The sequence below is a fragment of the Plantactinospora soyae genome (genome assembly GCF_014874095.1).
GTDB lineage: Bacteria > Actinomycetota > Actinomycetes > Mycobacteriales > Micromonosporaceae > Plantactinospora > Plantactinospora soyae.
The window spans coordinates 3,114,188-3,131,688 of record NZ_JADBEB010000001.1; the positions used below are offsets into that span (position 1 = coordinate 3,114,188).

General features: G+C 72.1%; 18 protein-coding genes. 11 read left to right on the forward strand and 7 right to left on the reverse strand.

Going from position 1 to position 17,501, the window contains the following annotated elements:
• Positions 1 to 49 precede the first annotated feature (49 nt).
• Entirely contained in the window at positions 50 to 841 is a 792-nt protein-coding gene (hisN, locus tag H4W31_RS13930) for a histidinol-phosphatase (protein WP_192767051.1), read from the reverse strand.
• Between the two features lie 51 nt (positions 842 to 892).
• On the opposite strand from hisN, the gene H4W31_RS13935 reads away from it, so the two are divergent.
• Positions 893 to 1,462 (forward strand): DUF2087 domain-containing protein, encoded by a 570-nt coding sequence (locus H4W31_RS13935; RefSeq protein WP_318783184.1) that lies wholly within the window; start codon positions 893 to 895, stop codon positions 1,460 to 1,462.
• Between the two features lie 14 nt (positions 1,463 to 1,476).
• Here the strand turns inward: H4W31_RS13935 and rsgA are convergent, their stop codons facing one another.
• Entirely contained in the window at positions 1,477 to 2,427 is a 951-nt protein-coding gene (rsgA, locus tag H4W31_RS13940) for a ribosome small subunit-dependent GTPase A (RefSeq protein ID WP_318783185.1), read from the reverse strand.
• A 171-nt stretch (positions 2,428 to 2,598) separates the two neighbouring features.
• Positions 2,599 to 3,906, reverse strand: a complete 1,308-nt coding sequence (gene aroA, locus H4W31_RS13945; RefSeq protein ID WP_192767052.1) for a 3-phosphoshikimate 1-carboxyvinyltransferase — start codon at positions 3,904 to 3,906, stop codon at positions 2,599 to 2,601.
• A gap of 100 nt (positions 3,907 to 4,006) precedes the next feature.
• Between aroA and H4W31_RS13950 the strand changes: the two genes are divergently transcribed.
• From H4W31_RS13950 to rsrA, 5 genes are all read left to right on the forward strand, one after another.
• Entirely contained in the window at positions 4,007 to 4,729 is a 723-nt protein-coding gene (locus H4W31_RS13950) for an SOS response-associated peptidase (protein WP_192767053.1), read from the forward strand.
• 201 nt (positions 4,730 to 4,930) lie between these two features.
• Positions 4,931 to 5,335, forward strand: a complete 405-nt coding sequence (locus H4W31_RS13955) for a WhiB family transcriptional regulator (RefSeq protein WP_192767054.1) — start codon at positions 4,931 to 4,933, stop codon at positions 5,333 to 5,335.
• A gap of 174 nt (positions 5,336 to 5,509) precedes the next feature.
• Complete coding sequence (locus tag H4W31_RS13960) at positions 5,510 to 6,178, forward strand: alpha/beta hydrolase family protein (RefSeq protein WP_318783186.1); 669 nt, start codon at positions 5,510 to 5,512, stop codon at positions 6,176 to 6,178.
• Between the two features lie 197 nt (positions 6,179 to 6,375).
• Positions 6,376 to 7,242: a sigma-70 family RNA polymerase sigma factor gene (locus tag H4W31_RS13965; RefSeq protein WP_318783187.1), complete on the forward strand. Its 867-nt coding sequence runs from the start codon at positions 6,376 to 6,378 to the stop codon at positions 7,240 to 7,242.
• Positions 7,243 to 7,248: 6 nt separating this feature from the next.
• Complete coding sequence (rsrA, locus tag H4W31_RS13970) at positions 7,249 to 7,533, forward strand: mycothiol system anti-sigma-R factor (protein WP_192767056.1); 285 nt, start codon at positions 7,249 to 7,251, stop codon at positions 7,531 to 7,533.
• Positions 7,534 to 7,682: 149 nt separating this feature from the next.
• Here the strand turns inward: rsrA and H4W31_RS44750 are convergent, their stop codons facing one another.
• Entirely contained in the window at positions 7,683 to 7,757 is a 75-nt protein-coding gene (locus H4W31_RS44750; protein WP_369814844.1) for a 50S ribosomal protein bL37, read from the reverse strand.
• Between the two features lie 204 nt (positions 7,758 to 7,961).
• Here H4W31_RS44750 and H4W31_RS13975 point away from each other — a divergent pair, with 204 nt between their 5' ends.
• Entirely contained in the window at positions 7,962 to 8,177 is a 216-nt protein-coding gene (locus H4W31_RS13975) for a biotin/lipoyl-binding carrier protein (protein ID WP_192767057.1), read from the forward strand.
• 10 nt (positions 8,178 to 8,187) lie between these two features.
• Positions 8,188 to 8,724, forward strand: coding sequence for a GNAT family N-acetyltransferase (locus tag H4W31_RS13980; RefSeq protein WP_192767058.1), 537 nt, complete (start codon positions 8,188 to 8,190; stop codon positions 8,722 to 8,724).
• Positions 8,725 to 8,749: 25 nt separating this feature from the next.
• On the opposite strand, the gene H4W31_RS13985 is transcribed toward H4W31_RS13980, so the two are convergent.
• The gene (locus tag H4W31_RS13985) at positions 8,750 to 9,349 is read right to left on the reverse strand and encodes a TetR/AcrR family transcriptional regulator (RefSeq protein WP_318783188.1); all 600 of its coding nucleotides are present in this window, start codon (positions 9,347 to 9,349) and stop codon (positions 8,750 to 8,752) included.
• 113 nt (positions 9,350 to 9,462) lie between these two features.
• Between H4W31_RS13985 and H4W31_RS13990 the strand changes: the two genes are divergently transcribed.
• Positions 9,463 to 11,040 (forward strand): MDR family MFS transporter, encoded by a 1,578-nt coding sequence (locus tag H4W31_RS13990; protein ID WP_192767060.1) that lies wholly within the window; start codon positions 9,463 to 9,465, stop codon positions 11,038 to 11,040.
• A gap of 57 nt (positions 11,041 to 11,097) precedes the next feature.
• On the opposite strand, the gene H4W31_RS13995 is transcribed toward H4W31_RS13990, so the two are convergent.
• Positions 11,098 to 12,960 carry a tetratricopeptide repeat protein gene (locus tag H4W31_RS13995; RefSeq protein WP_450091422.1) on the reverse strand — a complete coding sequence of 621 codons (1,863 nt, stop codon included), beginning with the start codon at positions 12,958 to 12,960 and terminating at the stop codon, positions 11,098 to 11,100.
• Between the two features lie 170 nt (positions 12,961 to 13,130).
• Here H4W31_RS13995 and H4W31_RS14000 point away from each other — a divergent pair, with 170 nt between their 5' ends.
• Both H4W31_RS14000 and H4W31_RS14005 read left to right on the forward strand, forming a co-directional pair.
• Positions 13,131 to 14,165, forward strand: coding sequence for an SIS domain-containing protein (locus H4W31_RS14000; protein WP_192772088.1), 1,035 nt, complete (start codon positions 13,131 to 13,133; stop codon positions 14,163 to 14,165).
• A 68-nt stretch (positions 14,166 to 14,233) separates the two neighbouring features.
• Positions 14,234 to 15,829: a histidine kinase N-terminal domain-containing protein gene (locus tag H4W31_RS14005; RefSeq protein WP_192767061.1), complete on the forward strand. Its 1,596-nt coding sequence runs from the start codon at positions 14,234 to 14,236 to the stop codon at positions 15,827 to 15,829.
• A gap of 31 nt (positions 15,830 to 15,860) precedes the next feature.
• On the opposite strand, the gene H4W31_RS14010 is transcribed toward H4W31_RS14005, so the two are convergent.
• A complete protein-coding gene (locus H4W31_RS14010; protein WP_404825709.1) occupies positions 15,861 to 17,315 on the reverse strand; it encodes a glycosyltransferase family 39 protein in 1,455 nt (484 codons plus the stop codon).
• Positions 17,316 to 17,501 lie beyond the last annotated feature (186 nt).

The window sequence follows — 17,501 nt, forward strand, 5'->3', positions numbered from 1 at the left end:
GAGACCACCTGGCGAGGATAGAGGCTGATTCCACTCTCCGCTCGGTTGGCTAGCCGAGCCGGTCGAGGAGATCCTGGTGCAGCTTTCCGTTGCTGGCCACCGCGCTGCCGCCACCGGGACCGGGGCGCCCGGCCAGGTCGGTGAAGGTTCCACCGGCCTCGGTGACGATCGGGATCAGCGCGGCCAGGTCCCACAGCGACAGTTCCGGCTCGGCCATCGCGTCCACCGCTCCCTCGGCGACCAGCATGTAGCCGTAGAAGTCGCCGTACGCCCGACTCCGCCAGGCCGTCCGGATGATGTCGAGCATCGGGTCGAGCCGGCCGCTCTCCTCCCAGCCGTTCAACGAGGCGTAGCAGAAGCTGGCATCGGCGAGCCGGCCCACCCCGGAGACCCGGATCGGGCTCGCGGCGGCCTGGTGCCTGCCCGCGTACGCCCCGAGGCCGGTGGCCGCCCACCAGCGCCGGCCGAGCGCGGGTGCCGAGACCAGGCCGACGACCGGCGTGTCGCCGTCCATGAGGGAGATCAGCGTGCCCCAGATCGGTACGCCCCGGACGAAGTTCTTCGTGCCGTCGATCGGGTCGATCACCCACTGCCGGGAGCCGGCGCCGGCCGGTGCGGCGGAGGCGCCGTACTCCTCGCCGAGCACCCCGTCCCGGGGACGGGTCCGGGCCAGTGTCGCCCGGATGGCGCGCTCCACGGCGGTGTCCGCGTCGCTGACCGGGGTCAGGTCCGGCTTGGACTCCACGTGCAGGTCGAGGGCCCGGAACCGGGCCATCGAGATCGAGTCGGCGGTGTCGGCGAGCATGTGCGCCAGGGACAGATCATCCGCGTACCGGGCCATGGCGGGAAACCTACTCGATCGGGTCCGCGAGCTGCGTTAGCATCCCGCCCCGTGGCCTCCGAAACGGTTTCCGAAGCAACCCCCGAAGTGCTGATCGGCCTGCTGGCCGAGCCCGACCGACTCGCCGCGTTCGCCGCGGTCGTGCTCGGCGCGGGCGATCCGGCGGAGGTGGCGGAGCGGACCGGGCTGCCCGCCCGCACGGTGCTCGCCGCGCTGCGCCGGCTGGAGTCAGGTGGCCTGGTCGCAATGGTGGACGGCCGGACTACCGCCCGGGTCGACGTCTTCAAGGAGGCGGTCCGGGCGCATCCGCCGACGTCCCCGGAGACCGACCCGGATCCGGACCGGGTCGCGTCGGCGGTGCTGCGGACGTTCGTCCGGGACGGCCGGATCGTCCAGTTTCCGGCGGCCAGGGGCAAGCGCCGGCTGCTGCTGGAACACGTCGTGGCGACCTTCGAGCCGGGCGTGCGCTATCCGGAGCGGGAGGTCAACGCGCTGCTGCGGGCCTGGCACGACGATTACGCCGCGCTGCGGCGCTACCTGGTCGACGAGGTCCTGCTGACCCGGGAGGACGGCGTCTACTGGCGCAGCGGCGGCCCGGTCGACCTCGACCCGACCGGATAGGGCCGTTCCACCGGCTACTCGGTCTCGCCGGCCCGGGAGGCCAGCAACCGGCGGTACGACGCCAGCCGGCGCGGATCGGCGTTACCGGCCGCCACCCAGGCGTCCAGGGAACACTCGGCCTCGTCCGGGGTGTGCTCACAGTTGGGCGGGCACTCGACGGTCCCCTCGACCAGATCCGGGAACCCGTGCAGCAGGCTCTCCGCCGAGACGTGGGCGAGCCCGAAGCTGCGGATACCGGGCGTGTCGACGATCCAGCCGGGATGGGTCCGCTTGCCGCCGCCGGGTACCGGAGGCAGCCGCAGCGCGACGGCGCTGGTCGAGGTGTGTCGTCCCCGGCCGATCGCGCTGACCGTCCCGACCGCCCGGGCCGCCGCCGGGACGAGCCGGTTGACCAGGGTCGACTTGCCCACCCCCGAGTGGCCGACCATTACCGAGATCCGCTCGCTCAGCAGTTGGCGTACCTCGCCGAGGTCCACCGACGGCCCGACCAGTACGTGCCGCAGGTCCAGTTCCGCGTAGTAGCCGAGCACGGCGTCCGGCGCGGCCAGATCGGCCTTGGTCAGGCAGAGCAGCGGCTCGATGCCCGCGTCGTACGCGGCCACCAGGCAGCGGTCGATGAACCCGGTCCGGGGCGGCGGATCGGCCAGCGAGCTGACGATCACGAGTTGCTCGGCGTTCGCCACGACGACCCGTTCCAGCCGGCCCTCCGCGGTGGTCTCGTCGTCGTCGGCGGTACGTCGCAGCACCGAGGTCCGCTCGGCGATCCGGACGATCCGGGCCAACGCCCCGTCCGCGCCGGAGGTGTCCCCGACCAGTGCGACCCGGTCGCCGACCACCACCGACTTGCGGCCCAACTCCCGGGCCCGCATCGCGGTGACCGTGCCGACCCCGCCCTTGGCACCGGCACCCACCGTCAGGTCGTCCTCGGTCACGCAGGTGTAGCGACCCCGATCGACGGCGATCACGAACCCGTCGACGGCGTCGGCGTGCCGGGGCCGGGTGCGGGTACGCGGACGCGACGCCCGCCCGGGTCGGACCCGTACGTCGTCCTCGTCGTATTCCCGCTGCTTGCCAGCCAGTTCCGTCCCCCGTCTCGTCTCGCGTCGGCAGCCAGCGACGGGACGGGCCGGTCCCGGCTACTGGCGTCCGCCGCCGGCCACCATCGTTGACCATAGTGCCGGGAACTCCGGCATGGTCTTGGAGGTACACGCCACGTCGCTCAGTTCGATCCCCGGGACGGCCAGTCCGATCACCGCGGCCGCGTGGGCCATCCGGTGGTCGGCGTAGGTCTCGAACGCACCGCCGCGCAGCAGCCGGGGGCGGATCTCCAGCCCGTCGGTGGACTCGTTGACGTCGGCACCGAGCGCGTTCAGCTCCCGGGCCAGGGCGGCCAGCCGGTCGGTCTCGTGGTTGCGGATGTGCGCCACGCCGCGCAGCCGGGACGGCGAGTCGGCCAGTACGGCGAGCGCGGCCAGCACCGGGGTGAACTCGCTGACGTCGGAGAGGTCGGCGTCCAACCCGTGGATCACGCCGGTACCCCGTACGGTCAGCCCGTCGGTGCCGAGCGTCACCTCGCCGCCCATCTGCTGTAGCAGCGTACGGAGCGTGTCGACCGGTTGCAGGCTGCTGCGTGGCCAGCCGAGCAGGGTCACCCCGCCCCCGGTGACCAGCGCGGCGGCGAAGAACGGCACCGCTCCGGAGAGGTCCGGCTCGATGTCCCAGCCGCGTCCGGAGAGTCGGCCCGGCTCCACCGCCCAGACGTTCGGGGTGCTGTCGTCGATCGCGGCACCGGCGGCCAGGAGCATCTGCACGGTCATCCGGAGATGCGGCGCGGACGGGACCGGTGGCCCCTCGTGCCGTACCACGATGCCGCGGTCGAACCGTGCCGCGCCGAGCAGCAGCCCGGAGACGAACTGGCTGGAGGCCGAGGCGTCGATGACCACCTCGCCACCGGCCACCTGCCCGGTGCCGTACACGGTCAGCGGCAGCCGTCCGCCGTCGGACGCGTCGATCCGCAGGCCGATCGAGCGGAGCGCCCCGACCAGCGGGCCGAGCGGGCGGACCCGGGCGTACGGGTCGCCGTCGAAGGTGACGGGTCCCTCGGCGAGCCCGGCCAGCGGTGGCACGAACCGCATGACGGTGCCGGAGAGCCCGACGTCGACGTGGGCGGGACCCTGTAGCGGACGGGGGCGGACCAGCCAGCGCTCGTCGTCCACGATGGAGGCGTGGGCGCCCATCGCGCGCAGCCCGGCGGCCATCAGTTCGGTGTCCCGGGCACGCAGCGGATGACGTAGCGTCGAGGGACCGTCGGAGACCGCGCTGAGCACCAGGGCCCTGGCGGTCAGCGACTTGGAACCGGGCAGACGCAGCGTCGATTCGACCGGATCGGTCGCCGTCGGCGCGGTCCAGGGCTGAAGCGGTCGGGTCGCCGTCAGATTCGCCACCGCTACAGTCTGCCCTGCCCGTAGGACCGGACCGCTCGCCGGCCCGGCTCTCCCGCTTCGCGGGACGGCCGAACGGACCGCGAGGCGCTAGCGTGTGCCCATGTGCGGCAGGTACGCGACGACCCGCAGCGCGGTCGATCTGAGCGCGCTCTTCGAGGCGTACGACGACAGCGCTGACCGGTTGGTGCCCGATTACAACGTCGCTCCCACCGATCCGGTGCCGATCGTCCGGATCTCGGACCGGCTGGGCGGTTCGGTGCTCTCCGTCGCCCGTTGGGGACTTCTCCCCTCGTGGGCGAAGGACACCCGGGGTGCCGCCCGGATGATCAATGCCAGGGCCGAGACGGTCGCCACCACCCGCGCGTACGCCCAGTCGTTCGCCCGACGGCGCTGCCTCGTCCCCGCCGACGGCTGGTACGAGTGGGTCCGCCGGGACGGCGGCAAGCAGGCGTACTTCATGACGCCGCGCGACGGGGAGGTGCTCGCCTTCGCCGGTCTCTGGTCGGTCTGGCGCGGTGCCGGCGACCCGCTGCTCAGTTGCAGCGTGGTCACGATGCCGGCGCTCGGCGAGCTGGCGCTGGTGCATGACCGGATGCCGCTGGTGCTGACCCGGGACCGCTGGGCGGGCTGGTTGTCCGACGACGTCGATCCGGCCGAACTCCTCGCGCCGCCGACCGGGAAGACGCTGGCGGGCATCGAGGTGCGGCCGGTCGGCAGGGGCGTCGGCGACGTCCGGAACGACGGTCCGGAGCTCGTGGCCAGGGTCCCGGCCGCGCCGCTGGGCGCGTTACCAGAAGACCCGGTCATATCAGCGTTGTTCTGACGACGCTTTCGTACATTCGCGTGCACCGATTTGCCACTGTTCGAGGTGGATCGTCGCACGGACTTTTCCACACCTTTGCTGGAAGCACTTGTCACCCATCGTGTGCGTGCGATAGAACACAGCGCCGGCAGTGGGTGTCGGCTCGCACCGGGCGAGCGGCACTCATCGAAACATTGTCGGTCCCACGGGGGAGGTGGGTGAATGACACGGGCGCGGATGCCACGCCCGCACGAAGTTGCCGCGGCGAGACGAGACCCGAGATTGCTCCGGGCCCTCACTGAGCGGCAGCTCGACGATGCCTGGCGGACCAGAGGGGTGTGCCAGAGCGTGGACCCTGAGACGTTCTTTCCGGCGCCCAGCGAACCGGCCGATTCGGCGGTCGCGTTGTGCCGGACATGTGACGTACAGGGGCCATGTCTGGCCTGGGCGCTGGAGGTGGGTGACTGTCACGGTGTGTGGGGAGCGACTACGCCGCGTGAGCGTCGGGCGATGTTGGTCGCCTGGCGGGATCAGGTGGAGCGTGATCCGGACGCGGCCGGCGATGCCGGGCCACCGGTCCGGGACCGGCTGCTGACCCTGATCCCGCTCAGTACGAGTCGTCGCTGAGCACGATCGTCGATCGCTGGTCGTCGACCGACGGGCCCCGGGGGTGGGCCGTCGGCCGACGACCAGCGGACGATCTCGACCGGGCCGGCCCACGACCCGATGTTCCCGGTCGGAACTGCCATCCAGCGGTCGGACCTGCCATTACCGCGGTCGGACCTGCCATACAGTGGCGCGGTGCACCGCAGCAACGAGTTCGACACGCCACGCGGGCCGGCTCGGGTGGAGGTCGACCTGCCCCACCCCGAACCGGCGACCCTGCTGGTGCTCGGGCACGGTGCGGGCGGTGACGTGGACGCGCCGGACCTGGTCGCGCTCCGGAACGCCGCGCGCGACGCGGGAATCGGGGTGGCCAGGGTCACCCAGCCGTACCGGGTCGCCGGTCGACGGGCCCCGGCACCCGCCGGCCACCTCGACGAGGCCTGGACGGCGGTCGTCGAGGAACTGCTGCGCCGGCACCGCTCGGTCTCGAACCTGGTCGTCGGCGGCCGGTCCAGCGGCGCCCGGGTCGCCTGCCGTACCGCCGTACCGCTGTCGGCGTCCGGTGTCGTCGCGCTGGCCTTTCCACTGCGTCCGCCCCGGACTCCCCAGCGGTCCCGGGCGGCGGAACTGGAGACCGGGCTGCCCACGCTGGTGGTGAACGGCGATCGTGACCCGTTCGGTGTGCCGTCGGCCGGGCCACGGATTCGGGTCGAGGTACGCCCGGGGGAGCGGCACGACCTGCGACGTGACCCGGAAGGGATCGCCGGGGTGGTGGTGGACTGGCTCCGGGAGCGGGGCTGGGTGGGCGCAGGACACGGCGGTACGCCCGTTTCCCCGTACCAGGGTGATCGTTGCTCCTTCTGATGCCGGACACCGCACGGGTTGATGCGAATCCACTGCGGCGCCCGGTTTCATCCTCCCAGGCCCTTCCTGGTCCCAGCGGTGGCGGATCGAGCCGGATTGGCCGCGGCCGGGGCCAGGGACGGGCGGTGGTCGGAATGCCTCGCCGGTCGGGCGGGTTACAACTCCCGGAAGCTACTGCGACGAGGGGGGTCTGACCGGTGTCGACCGAGACACGGAGCCCGGAGTACGAGCGCGACGCGGCGCGGCGCCTCGACCGATGGCGAAACGGACCACCCGGCCGATCGCCGGGCGAACGGGCTGCGGTGAGCACCAGCACGGCCCGAACCCAGTCGCCGGGTCGTGCTTTCCGCGTATCCTCGGCGGGACAGCCGACTAGCGCCGCGGCGATGGTGAAGGCCGCTGCGCCGGTTCGGTACCGAGGCGAGGGAGACGCGCGGTTGACACGACCGGAGAAAACGGACGAGCGTACGGACGAGCGGCGGGCCCGGTTCGAGCGCGACGCGCTGCCCTTCGTCGACCAGTTGTACGCCGCCGGCCTGCGGATGACCCGCAACCCCGCCGACGCCGAGGATCTGGTCCAGGAAACGTACCTGAAGGCATTCGCGGCGTTCCACCAGTTCGAAGAGGGCACGAACCTCAAGGCGTGGCTCTACCGGATCCTGACCAACACCTACATCAACTCCTACCGTCGTCGGCAGCGGCAGCCTGTCCAGGCGCCCACCGAGGAGATCACTGACTGGCAACTCGCCGAGGCCGAGTCGCACACCTCCAGCGGGCTGCGGTCCGCGGAGACCGAGGCGCTGGACCGGCTGCCGGACAGCGACGTGAAAGAGGCGCTGCAGCAACTTCCGGAGGACTTCCGGCTCGCGGTCTACCTCACCGACGTCGAGGGGTTTTCCTACAAGGAGGTCGCCGACATCATGGGAACGCCGATCGGCACCGTGATGTCCCGGTTGCACCGTGGCCGGCGGAACCTGCGGAAGCTGCTTGAGCGCTACGCTGCCGAACGGGGCTTTTCGTCCGCCCCGTCGACCAGGTCCGCCGCCGCTGCCCGGGAGGTGTGAGCGAGCATGAGTTGCGGTGAACCACACGAGACCGACTGCCGTGAGGTGCTCACCGAGGTGTATCTCTACCTCGACCTCGAGTGCGCCGACGAGCGGCGGAACCTGATCCGGGACCATCTCGACGAGTGCTCCCCCTGCCTGCGCGAGTACGGCATCGAGCAGGAGGTCAAGGCGCTGGTCGCGCGGTGCTGCGGCAACGAGACCGCGCCCGCCGACCTCCGCGACCGGCTGCGGGTACGCCTGGCCGAGCTGGTCTTCGAGACCGAGTCCCGCGAGTACCTGGCCGACTGACCGCTCGGCCGCCGGGCCGGCGCCTTCGGTCGGCCCACGGGGTGATCGGACGGATCACCGGGCCGGGGCCGGGGCATCCAGACCGCGTCCTGCGATCGTCGATGGCTCCCCGCCCCGCCCGGTCCGCCCAGGCTCGGCTCCGCCGATGCTCAGGAGTTGGGGCGCTTGCCGTGGTTGGCGGCGCTCTTCTTACGTGCCTTCTTCTTGCGTGACTTCTTCGCCATGCTCGACCTCCCGTCTTTTCCGGCGAGCGGCGGCGTCATGTTCGGTACGTCGCCCTTGCTGTGCTCGCGCCGGGCAATCCTCCCATGGCGGTTCTGCCGGACCCGCCGAGGCCGACGCCGGATCGGCGCCGAGGGCCCGAGGTGGGCCGTCACGTGATTGGATACCGTTCGCAGGTAGGTATCAGTCACGACAAGGGGGGCCTGATGGCCGAGGAGATCCGCGCCGAGATGGTGGCGAACGTCTGGAAGGTCGTCGCCACGGCCGGCGACCCGGTGGCCGAGGGCGACACGCTGGTGATCCTCGAGTCGATGAAGATGGAGATCCCCGTCATCGCCGAGTCGGACGGGGTGCTCCGGGAACTCGCCGTCAACGAGGGCGACGTCGTGCAGGACGGCGACCTGATCGCCGTCATCGACTGACCGGGCCGAGATGACCCACCTGCTGGTCCGGCTCGCCGAGCCGGACGACTTCGACGCGATCGCCCGCCTGACCGTTGCCGCGTACCGGGCGGATGGACAGCTCGCCGGCGAGTCCGGGTACGACCAGACCCTGATCGACGTGTCGGGCCGGTCCGACGCCGGTGAGCTGCTGGTGGCCGTGGACGAGACCACCGGCGAGGTGCTCGGTGGCGTCCTGTTCGTGCTGCCGGGCAGTCCGTACGCCCAGTTGGCGGGGCCCGGCGAGGCGGAGTTCCGGATGCTCGCGGTGGATCCGGCGGCGCAGGGGCGTGGTGCCGGTGAGGCACTGGTCCGGGCCTGCCTGACCCGTGCCGCTGCCCTCGGCTGCCACGGCGTGGTGATCTGCACCCGCAGTTTTTCCGTTCCGGCGCACCGGCTCTACGCGCGGCTCGGCTTCGTCCGTACCCCGGAGCGGGACTGGACGCCGGATCCGGGTGTGGACCTGCACGCCCTCCGGATCGACCTGGCCGACGTGCCGAGCGCGGTGGCGGAGGCGAGCCGCGGCTGATCCGCCGCCCGGCTGGGCAGCACCGCTAGGCCGGCAGCGCGGTCCGGTCCTCCTCGGCTCCGGAGGCACCGATCCGGTCGAGCAGTTCGTACGCCACATCGAGGGCGAGCCGCTGTCGCTGCTCGACACTGATCTCCGGCCCGCGCAGCGCGAACATGCTCCCGTGCACGGCGAAGATGGCCAGCGTCGCCCGGAGCTGGCCGGCCGGCGACGGGTCGGCGCGGGAGAGCGCCTCGGCCATCCGCAGCAGCCGGTCCTTCATCATCTGCCCGGAGGACAGATGGGTGAGCACCGTCCGGTTCTGCTCGAAGAACCGCATCACGCTGTGCCCCGTGTCGCCGAAGAACTCCTCCGAGTAGCGGTCCAGCGTCGCCCGACGCCCGGCGGCGTCGGCCGGCTGTTGCCTGGCCCACTCGATCAGCCCGTCCAACCGCTCGATCCGGTCGGAGACGAAGCTGTTGACGATGTCGTCCTTGCTCTTGAAGTGGTAGTACAGCGCGGCCTTGGTGACGCCGAGCCGCTCGGCGATCTCCCGTAGCGAGGTCTTCTCGTACCCGTGCTCGGTGAACAGCTCGAGGGCCACGGCCTGGATGCGCGACCGTGTATCGCCTGTGCTGCTGGTCACCGGACCACCTTTCCTAATCGCTTGACGCGAACCAGGCATCAAACTTACCGTGCGGCAAGTAGGATAACTAGCCGGCCGGCAAGTAAGTGGGTCGCAACTCAGGGGGAGCTTAGATGACCGCGACGGCGGAGGCGCCGGTACGAGTCAACATCAGGGTGGTGCTCGCCGGCCTGATGATCGCGATGATGCTCGCGATGCTCGACAACATGATCGTGAGCACGGCACTGCCGAGAATCGTGGGGGAGTTCGGCGGGCTGAACCACTTCACCTGGGTGGTCACCGCGTACGTGCTGGGTACCACCGTCTCCACGCCGATCTGGGGCAAGCTGGGGGACCTGTACGGGCGCAAGGCCGTCTTCCTCACCTCGATCGGGATCTTCCTGTTCGGTTCGGCGCTCTGCGGGATGGCCGGTTCCGGTCTGCTCGGCGGACCCGGCGACGGCATGATGGAGCTGATCGGGTTCCGGGCGGTACAGGGCCTGGGCGCGGGCGGACTCATGGTCGGCGTGATGGCCATCATCGGTGACCTGGTGCCACCCCGGGAGCGGGGCCGCTACCAGGGCATGATCGCCGGCATCATGGCCATCGCCATGGTGGCGGGGCCGCTGGTCGGTGGCTTCATCACCGACCACCTCTCCTGGCGCTGGGCGTTCTACGTCAACCTGCCGCTCGGCGGGGTGGCGCTGATCCTGCTGGCCACCCGGATGCACCTGCCGAAGTACCGCACCGAGCACCGGATCGACTGGCTCGGCGCCGCGCTGCTCTCGATCGGCATCACCGCGATCGTCCTGGTCACCACCTGGGGCGGCAACGAGTACGACTGGACGTCCGCGCAGATCCTCGGGCTGGCCGTACTCGCCGCGCTGTCGCTGGTCGCGTTCGGACTGGTCGAGCGCCGGGTCTCCGAGCCGATCCTGTCGCTGAGCCTCTTCACCAACCGCAACTTCGCGGTGATCTCGGCGATCGGCTTCCTGCTCGGGTTCGCGATGTTCGGTGCGATGAACTTCCTGCCGCTGTACCAGCAGACCGTGCAGGGCGCCTCGGCGACCAACAGCGGCCTGCTGCTGCTGCCGCTGATGTTCGGCATGCTGGTGGTGTCGATCGTGGTCGGCCGGACGATCACCAAGACCGGCCGCTACCGTGCCTTCCCCATCATCGGCGGCATCGTGATGACCATCGGCATGGTGCTGCTGATGCTGCTCGACGTCGACACCAGCAAGACCGAGTCGTCCCTCTACATGGTGGTACTCGGCGTCGGCATGGGCTTCCTGATGCAGACCTCGATGTTGATCGCGCAGAACAGCGTGGAGCAGAAGGACCTCGGTGCGGCCAGTGGCGCGGCCACCTTCTTCCGCTCGATCGGCGGTTCGTTCGGTGTCTCGCTGTTCGGCGCGATCTTCGCCAACCGGCTGGCCGACTCGGCGGCCGGTGCGGCGCTGAGCGACGGCGCCGGAGTCGACCCCGCCGCACTCCAGGGGTTGCCGACCGAGCAGCGGCTCGCCGTGCTCGGCGGCCTGGCCGACTCGATCAGTGGGGTCTTCCTGTGGGCGGTGCCGTTCGCCGCGGCCATCGGGGTGCTCGCGTGGTTCATCAAGGAGATCCCGTTGCGTGGCTCGCTGGACCAGCCGGCCGACGGCGCGAGCCCGGAGGAGCAGGCGGAGACCGCGCTGGCCAGCCCGCCGGTGCGCTGATCCACTGACGGTGTCGCCAGCCCCCGGGCTGGCGACACCGCGCCCGGCCGGCTGGGGTCAACGCCGCCGGACGAGTCGACCCCACAGCCGGTTCCAGAGTTGTCCGAACCGGCGCGGCCGGGCCACCCGTGCGCCGTCTTCCCGGGCGAGGAGCTGTCGGGCGGCGTCGACCGCGGCCGGCTCGGCCAGCGGGGTGGCCAGGACCAGTTGGGCCAGTGACCGCTTGACCGAGACCGGCCGGCGCCCGGCCACCTCGACCGCGTCGACCAGCCGCTCGGCCGCGACCCGGGCCACATCGGTACGCACCGACGGGTCCACCCAGGCGGCGGTGACCAGGGCGAAGAGCGCCGCCTCGGTGATCCAGTCCTCGACGCCCCAGACCAGGTCGAGCAGTACCCGGCGACGGGTCGAGTCCGGCCACGGCTCGTCCGTACGGTGGTGCAGCAGGCCGAGGCAGACCCAGACCTGGACGCAGCGCACCCACAACGTCGGATCGTGCTCGGCCAGGGTGCGGCCCAGCTCGGTCGGCGGAGGTTCCGGCGGGTGCACGAGGAGGCCGAGCAGGTCGTCGAGTTCGACCGTGGCGAGCCCGACCGCCGCGTCGTAGGCGGCCGGCGGATGCGGCCAGGCCGGATGGGCCAGGTGCCGGATCCGTTCCACCGCCGGGGCCGTCGGCTTCGGCAGGGTCGGCACGGCGGTCGTACCGTCGTAGTGCCAGAGCCGACGGGTGACCGGCCGACGGGGCTCGCGCAGGTCCGGTTCGGGTGTCCCCACGACCGTGACGGTCAGGTCGGGTGCCTCGCCGACCAGCGTCCGCATCGCGCTCGGCGGCTCCAACTCGGTCAGCATCAGCTGCGCGCCGAGTAGCGGCTCCCCGGAGCCGAGTCGCTGCCGCACCGCCGCGGCCACCCGCTCGGCGGCGGCCGGAACCCGGCCCAGCCACGGCTGGCCGTGGCAGCACTCGGCGAGGTCACTGTGCTCGTGCGAGTCGTCCGGATGGTCACGTTGGAAGTCGGCGAGCGCCACGAGATGGTGGAGTTCGCCGTCCCGCCGGTAGCGCAGCCGGTGGCCGGTGTGCACGGCGCAGTCGAAGGACGGGTCCCGGGACAGCGCCCGGTCGATCCAGCCCAGTGCCTCGTCGAGTTGGCCGTGGTCGGCGAGCGTGCCGGCGATGTCCGCGTACACGGAGAGGTCCGCCGGGTCGTGCTCGACGGCCCGGCGCAGCGCGGCGAGCGCGTCGTCGGTCCGCCCGGCGCTGCGGTAGGCGTAGCCCAGCCAGACCTCGGCGAGCTTCGACGGCAGCTCCCGGGTGCCCCGGCTGGCCCACTCGACGGCCAGGGTGATCGCGCCGACCCGGCGGGCCAGTGCCGAGGCCGCGCCGAGCAGCAGGCCGTGTCGCGGATGTGCGGCCACGGCGTGCCGGGCCAGCCGCAGGTAGGGCCAGAGGGGTTCCCGGGCGGTCTCCGGCACCGGATCGGGGATACCGGCGCAGACCTGCATCAGGATCCGGGCGATCCGGTCCGGGTCGAGATGACCGGGCAGCTCCGGCGCGCTGACCCAGGGCACCCCGGCCCAGTCGGCGGCGGGGGCGTGTCCGGTCGCGGCGGCCAGCAGTTCCAGCCCGTCACCGGGGCGCCCGGCGGCGGCGAGCAGGTGCGCCCGGGCCACCACCGTGCCGATGAAGGGGTGCTGGTCGAGCGGGAAGAGCTCCACCCCGCCGCCGGACCGGGCGGCGAGCTGGGCGAGTGCCTCGTGCACCTCGGGCATCGTCGGTGCGTACGCGATCGCTCCGGCCAGGTGTCCCGCGGCGTGCCTGAGGTCGCCGTCGTCGAGCGCCAGTCGGGCCAGCGCCAGTTCGCCCTCGGCCGACAGCCGGGGGTCGTCCGTTCCCTCGGGCACCGAGTCGACCCTTCGCCGCACGTGGATTTTCCCCTGGGTTGGGGAGCCTAGGGCATGCGGCGAGGGGTTGGTGATCTACTGCGCAAAGCTGATCGCTCAATTGCCTTATCGCCCCGAATCGTGCAACGCTGAGCATGGAACGCGCGGGTTTCGCGCATGAGGAGGTCATCATGGCGCAATCGGGAGCCGGCATGGCGGCGGACATCGCCGAGCAGCCGGAGGGCTACGCGCGTTTGTTGGAGCCGGCGTCGATTGCCGCGATCGCGCAGGTCGCGGCCGTGATCGCCGAACGTCGACCCCGACACGTGGTCTTCACCGCGCGGGGCACCTCCGACCACGCGGCGCTCTACGCCGCGTACCTCACCGAGATCCGGCTCGGCCTGCCGGCCGGACTCGCCTCCCCCAGCACGATCACCGTCTTCGGTGCCCGGCCGGACCTGTCCGAGGCGCTCGTCGTCGGAGTCAGCCAGAGCGGCGGCTCACCCGACCTGACCGAGGTGCTCCGGGTGGCCCGGTCGGCCGGCGCGCTGACCCTGGCGGTGACCAACGCGCCCGACTCCCCGTTGACCCAGGCGGCGGAACTCGCCGTCGACGTGGCCGCCGGGCACGAGCGGGCCGTCGCCGCCACCAAGACGTACACCGCCGAGCTGCTCGCCCTGCTGCTGCTGGTCGAAGGGATCCGCGCCGGGAACGGCGTACTGCCTGCCGAGGAGCGGGCCGCGCTGGAGACGCTGCCGGAGCTGGCCAGCCGTACCCTCGCCGATCCGGTTCCCGGACAGTTGGCGCCCCGCTACCGCTTCGCGGACCGGATGGTCACCACCGGTCGCGGGTACGCCTATCCGACCGCCCGCGAGGCGGCGCTGAAGCTGATGGAGACCTCGTACCTTCCGGCGCTCGCCTTCTCCGGCGCGGACCTGCTGCACGGCCCGCTGGCGATGACCGACCCCGACGTTCCGGTGCTCGCCGTGGTCGGCGCCGGACTCGGCGGCGCGGCCATGCGGGACGTCGTCAGCAGGCTCGGCGAGCGCGGCGCCGACCTGGTCGTCGTCGGACCGACCGAGATCGGCGGTGCCGCCGCACACCTGACGGTGCCGGAGGTCGACGAGCGCTACGCCCCGCTGCTGGACATCCTGCCGGTGCAGCGGCTCGCCCTGGCCCTGGCTCTGGCCCGGGGCGAGGACCCCGATGCGCCCCGCGGCCTGAACAAGGTGACCGCGACTCTCTGACCGGCGAAGGCGACACCTACGCCGCACTCCGGTGCCCGCGCCGGTGATGGCCGTGGCAGGCTAGCTCCGTGTCCACGCTGCGCGATCTCGCTGAGGAGCACACGGGCCTGCGTCCGGTCGACGTCGACCACCTGCACCGGGTGGCCGGCGACTGGCAACTGCTCTCCGACCTGTCCTTCGCGGATCTGCTGCTCTGGGTTCCGGTCAACTCCGGCGACGGCTTCGTCTGCGTCGCCCAGGTACGCCCGACCACCGCGCCGACCGCGTACCAGGACGACCAGGTCGGCCGGATCGTCGGCGGCCCCGAGGTGGCGCACCTGGAGATCGCGTACAGCCAGGGCCGGATCTGGCGGGAGGGCGACCCGGTCTGGTACGGCGACACCCCGGCCCGGCACGAGGCGATCCCGGTACGGCTGCGCGGCGGCGACGGGGAGGCCGGCGAGGTGATCGCCGTGGTGGGCCGGGACACCAACCTCTCCACCGCCCGGACGCCGAGCCAACTCGAACTGAACTACCTCACCACCGCCGACGACCTGGCCCAGATGCTCTCCGACGGGACGTTCCCGCCGGTTCGGCATCCCGGCGAGACGACCACCGCACCCCGGGTCGGCGACGGGCTGGTCCGGCTCGACGCCAACGGCAAGGTCACCTACGCGAGCCCGAACGCCCAGTCCGCGTACCGCCGGCTCGGTTTCGCCTCGCACCTGGTCGGCGAGGACCTGGCGGCGCTGAACCGGCGGCTCGCCGCCGATCCGCTGGAGGGCACCGAGGCGGCGAACCGGGTCCTGGCGGCGCTGCGCGGCGAGGCACCGCCCCGGCGGGAGATCGAGGCGCGCGGCGCGACCGTGCTCACCCGGGCCCTGCCGCTGATGCCCGCCGGGGTGCCGATCGGCGCGCTGGTCCTGGTCCGCGACATGACCGAGGTACGTCGTCGGGACCGGGCGCTGATCACCAAGGACGCGACGATCCGGGAGATCCACCACCGGGTGAAGAACAACCTGCAGACCGTCGCCGCCCTGTTGCGCCTCCAGGCCCGCCGGGTCGGCATCCCGGCCGCCAAGGCAGCCCTGGAGGAGTCGGTACGCCGGGTCGCCTCGATCGCGCTTGTGCACGAGACCCTCTCGATGTCCAGCGACGAGGCGGTCGAGTTCGACGGCATCGTCGACCGGGTGGCGTCGGCCGCGGCCGAGGTGGCGGCGACCGAGGTACCGGTACGGATGCGCCGGCAGGGCAGCTTCGGCGTACTGCCCGCCGAGATCGCCACCTCGCTGGTGATCGTGCTGAACGAGTTGCTGCTCAACGCCGTCGAGCACGCCTTCCCGGCGCCCGAACACGCCTTCGCGGCGACCGACGAGGGTGGCACCGCCCCGGAGCCCGCCGAGCCGGTCGAGGCGGCCGAGCTGGCTCTGCCGGCCTGGCCGGCAGAGGAGGGCGAGCCGGCCGAGGTGGTCGTCTCGGCGCACCGGTTCCGCAAGCAGTTGCACGTCACGGTCGCCGACAACGGCCGTGGCCTGCCGGACGACTTCGACGCCGACCAGGGCAGCCGGCTCGGCCTCCAGATCGTCCGGGCGCTGGCCACCGGCGAGCTGCGCGGCACGATCGAACTGCGCAAACGGGCCGCCGGTGGCACCGAGGCCCTGCTCGTGGTCCCGCTGGCCCGCTAGGTTCGACGCCAGGGGGTTCAGCGGCGGGGGCTCAGCGGCGGGTCAGCAGGGCCACGGTGAGGCCCGGCACCGTCCAGTGCCGATCGGTCCGGAACCCGGCCCGCAGCGGATCCGCCCGGCTGGCGGGCATCCCGGCCAGCGGATCGGCGTGCTCTCCCCGGATCAGCAGCCAGAGCCGGTCGACCGAGGCCAGGCACTGGTCGGGCCGAGGGCACTCGGTCGCCCAGAGGTCGGCTCGGCGTACCTGGTCCTCGGCCAGCAGGACGTCCCGGGGGCGGTTGACTCGAAGGTGGTAGGCGGTCGCGAGGTCGAGGAACGCCCAGCCGTCCCGGGGGGCGTAGACGATGCCGTCGCCCGGTTGCCGATGCGCCGCGATGATGTCCACCGCCGCCGGATAGTCGATCGGGGCGGTCCGGGGCGACTCGTGGGTACGCCGCAACGCGGCCTGCTCCGGCGCCCCGAGTACCCCGGCGGCCAGCACGATCGCCAGCGCCGCGCCCAACCGGAGCGGGGCGAGTACGCACGCCGCGAGCAGGCAGCCGAACGGCACGACGAAGACCAGATAGCGGGGTACGAAGAGCGGGGTGAGCTGGCCGGCGACGAAGAGCAGCAGCGCCGGCAGTGCCACGGTCAGCCCGACAGCCGCGCCCCACCGGCCACGGCTCACGGCACCGACGGCGGCCAGCCCGAACAGCAGCCCACCGACGATCCCGGCCTGCACCACACTGCCGGGCAGCCCCAGCAGGTCCCCGGCACCGGGCCGCCCCACCCAGTCGAGTTGCCGGCCCTGTTGACTGCGCCCGAGCACCGCCAGCGGCACCAGCACGAGTTCGGCCGCACCGACCGCGCCGAGCCACCACCGGACCGGCGTCCGGTCCCGCCGCTCACGCCAGCACAGGAGTACCGCGATCGCGTGCCCGGCGAGCAGGCTGACCGCGAACAGGTTGGCCAGGCCCAGCCCGGCGACCGCTGCCGCGTACCCGAGCCAGCGCAGCGGAGCCGGTCGGTGCAGGGCCCGGACCAGTAGCAGGGTGGCCAGCACCGCGAGCAGGGTGACCAGGGCGTACGGCCGGGCCTCCTGTCCGTACCGGGAGGTGCTGGGCAGTACCGCGAGGAGCAGTCCACCGAGCAGTCCGACCCGGGGGCCGAACAGCCGGGCGCCGAGCAGGGTGGTGAGCGCGGCGGCGCCGGCCATGGCGAGCGTGGACGGCAGGCGCAGGGCGAGAACCGAGTCCCCGAAGACCGCGATCCAGGCGTGCATCACCAGGTAGTACGCGCCGTTGACCGCGTCGATGTTGCCGACCAGCCGCAGCAGGTCGTCGACCGGGCGGGACGCCGCGCTCCAGGTCGCCAGCTCGTCCCGCCACAGCGGGGCGCGGTCGAGTTGGATGCCGGTGACCACCAGCGTGGCCAGGGCGGGCCAGAGCCAGCCCGCCCGCTGCGCCCAGTCAGGTAAGGAAGGGGCCCTTCTTATCGTTTTCTGTATAGGAAGGGCCCCTTCCTCACCCCGCGATGGCCAATAGGGGGCAGTTCGCGCAGTAGGTCCGATACGCGAAATCCTAGCGTGAAGCTGGCCACACCGGGTCCGCCAGGCGGGATCCCGTGGTCGGGGCTGTGGTCCAGGCGATATGGATGTGGCAGCATGACGGGTATGACCGCCGCCGAGCGCCGA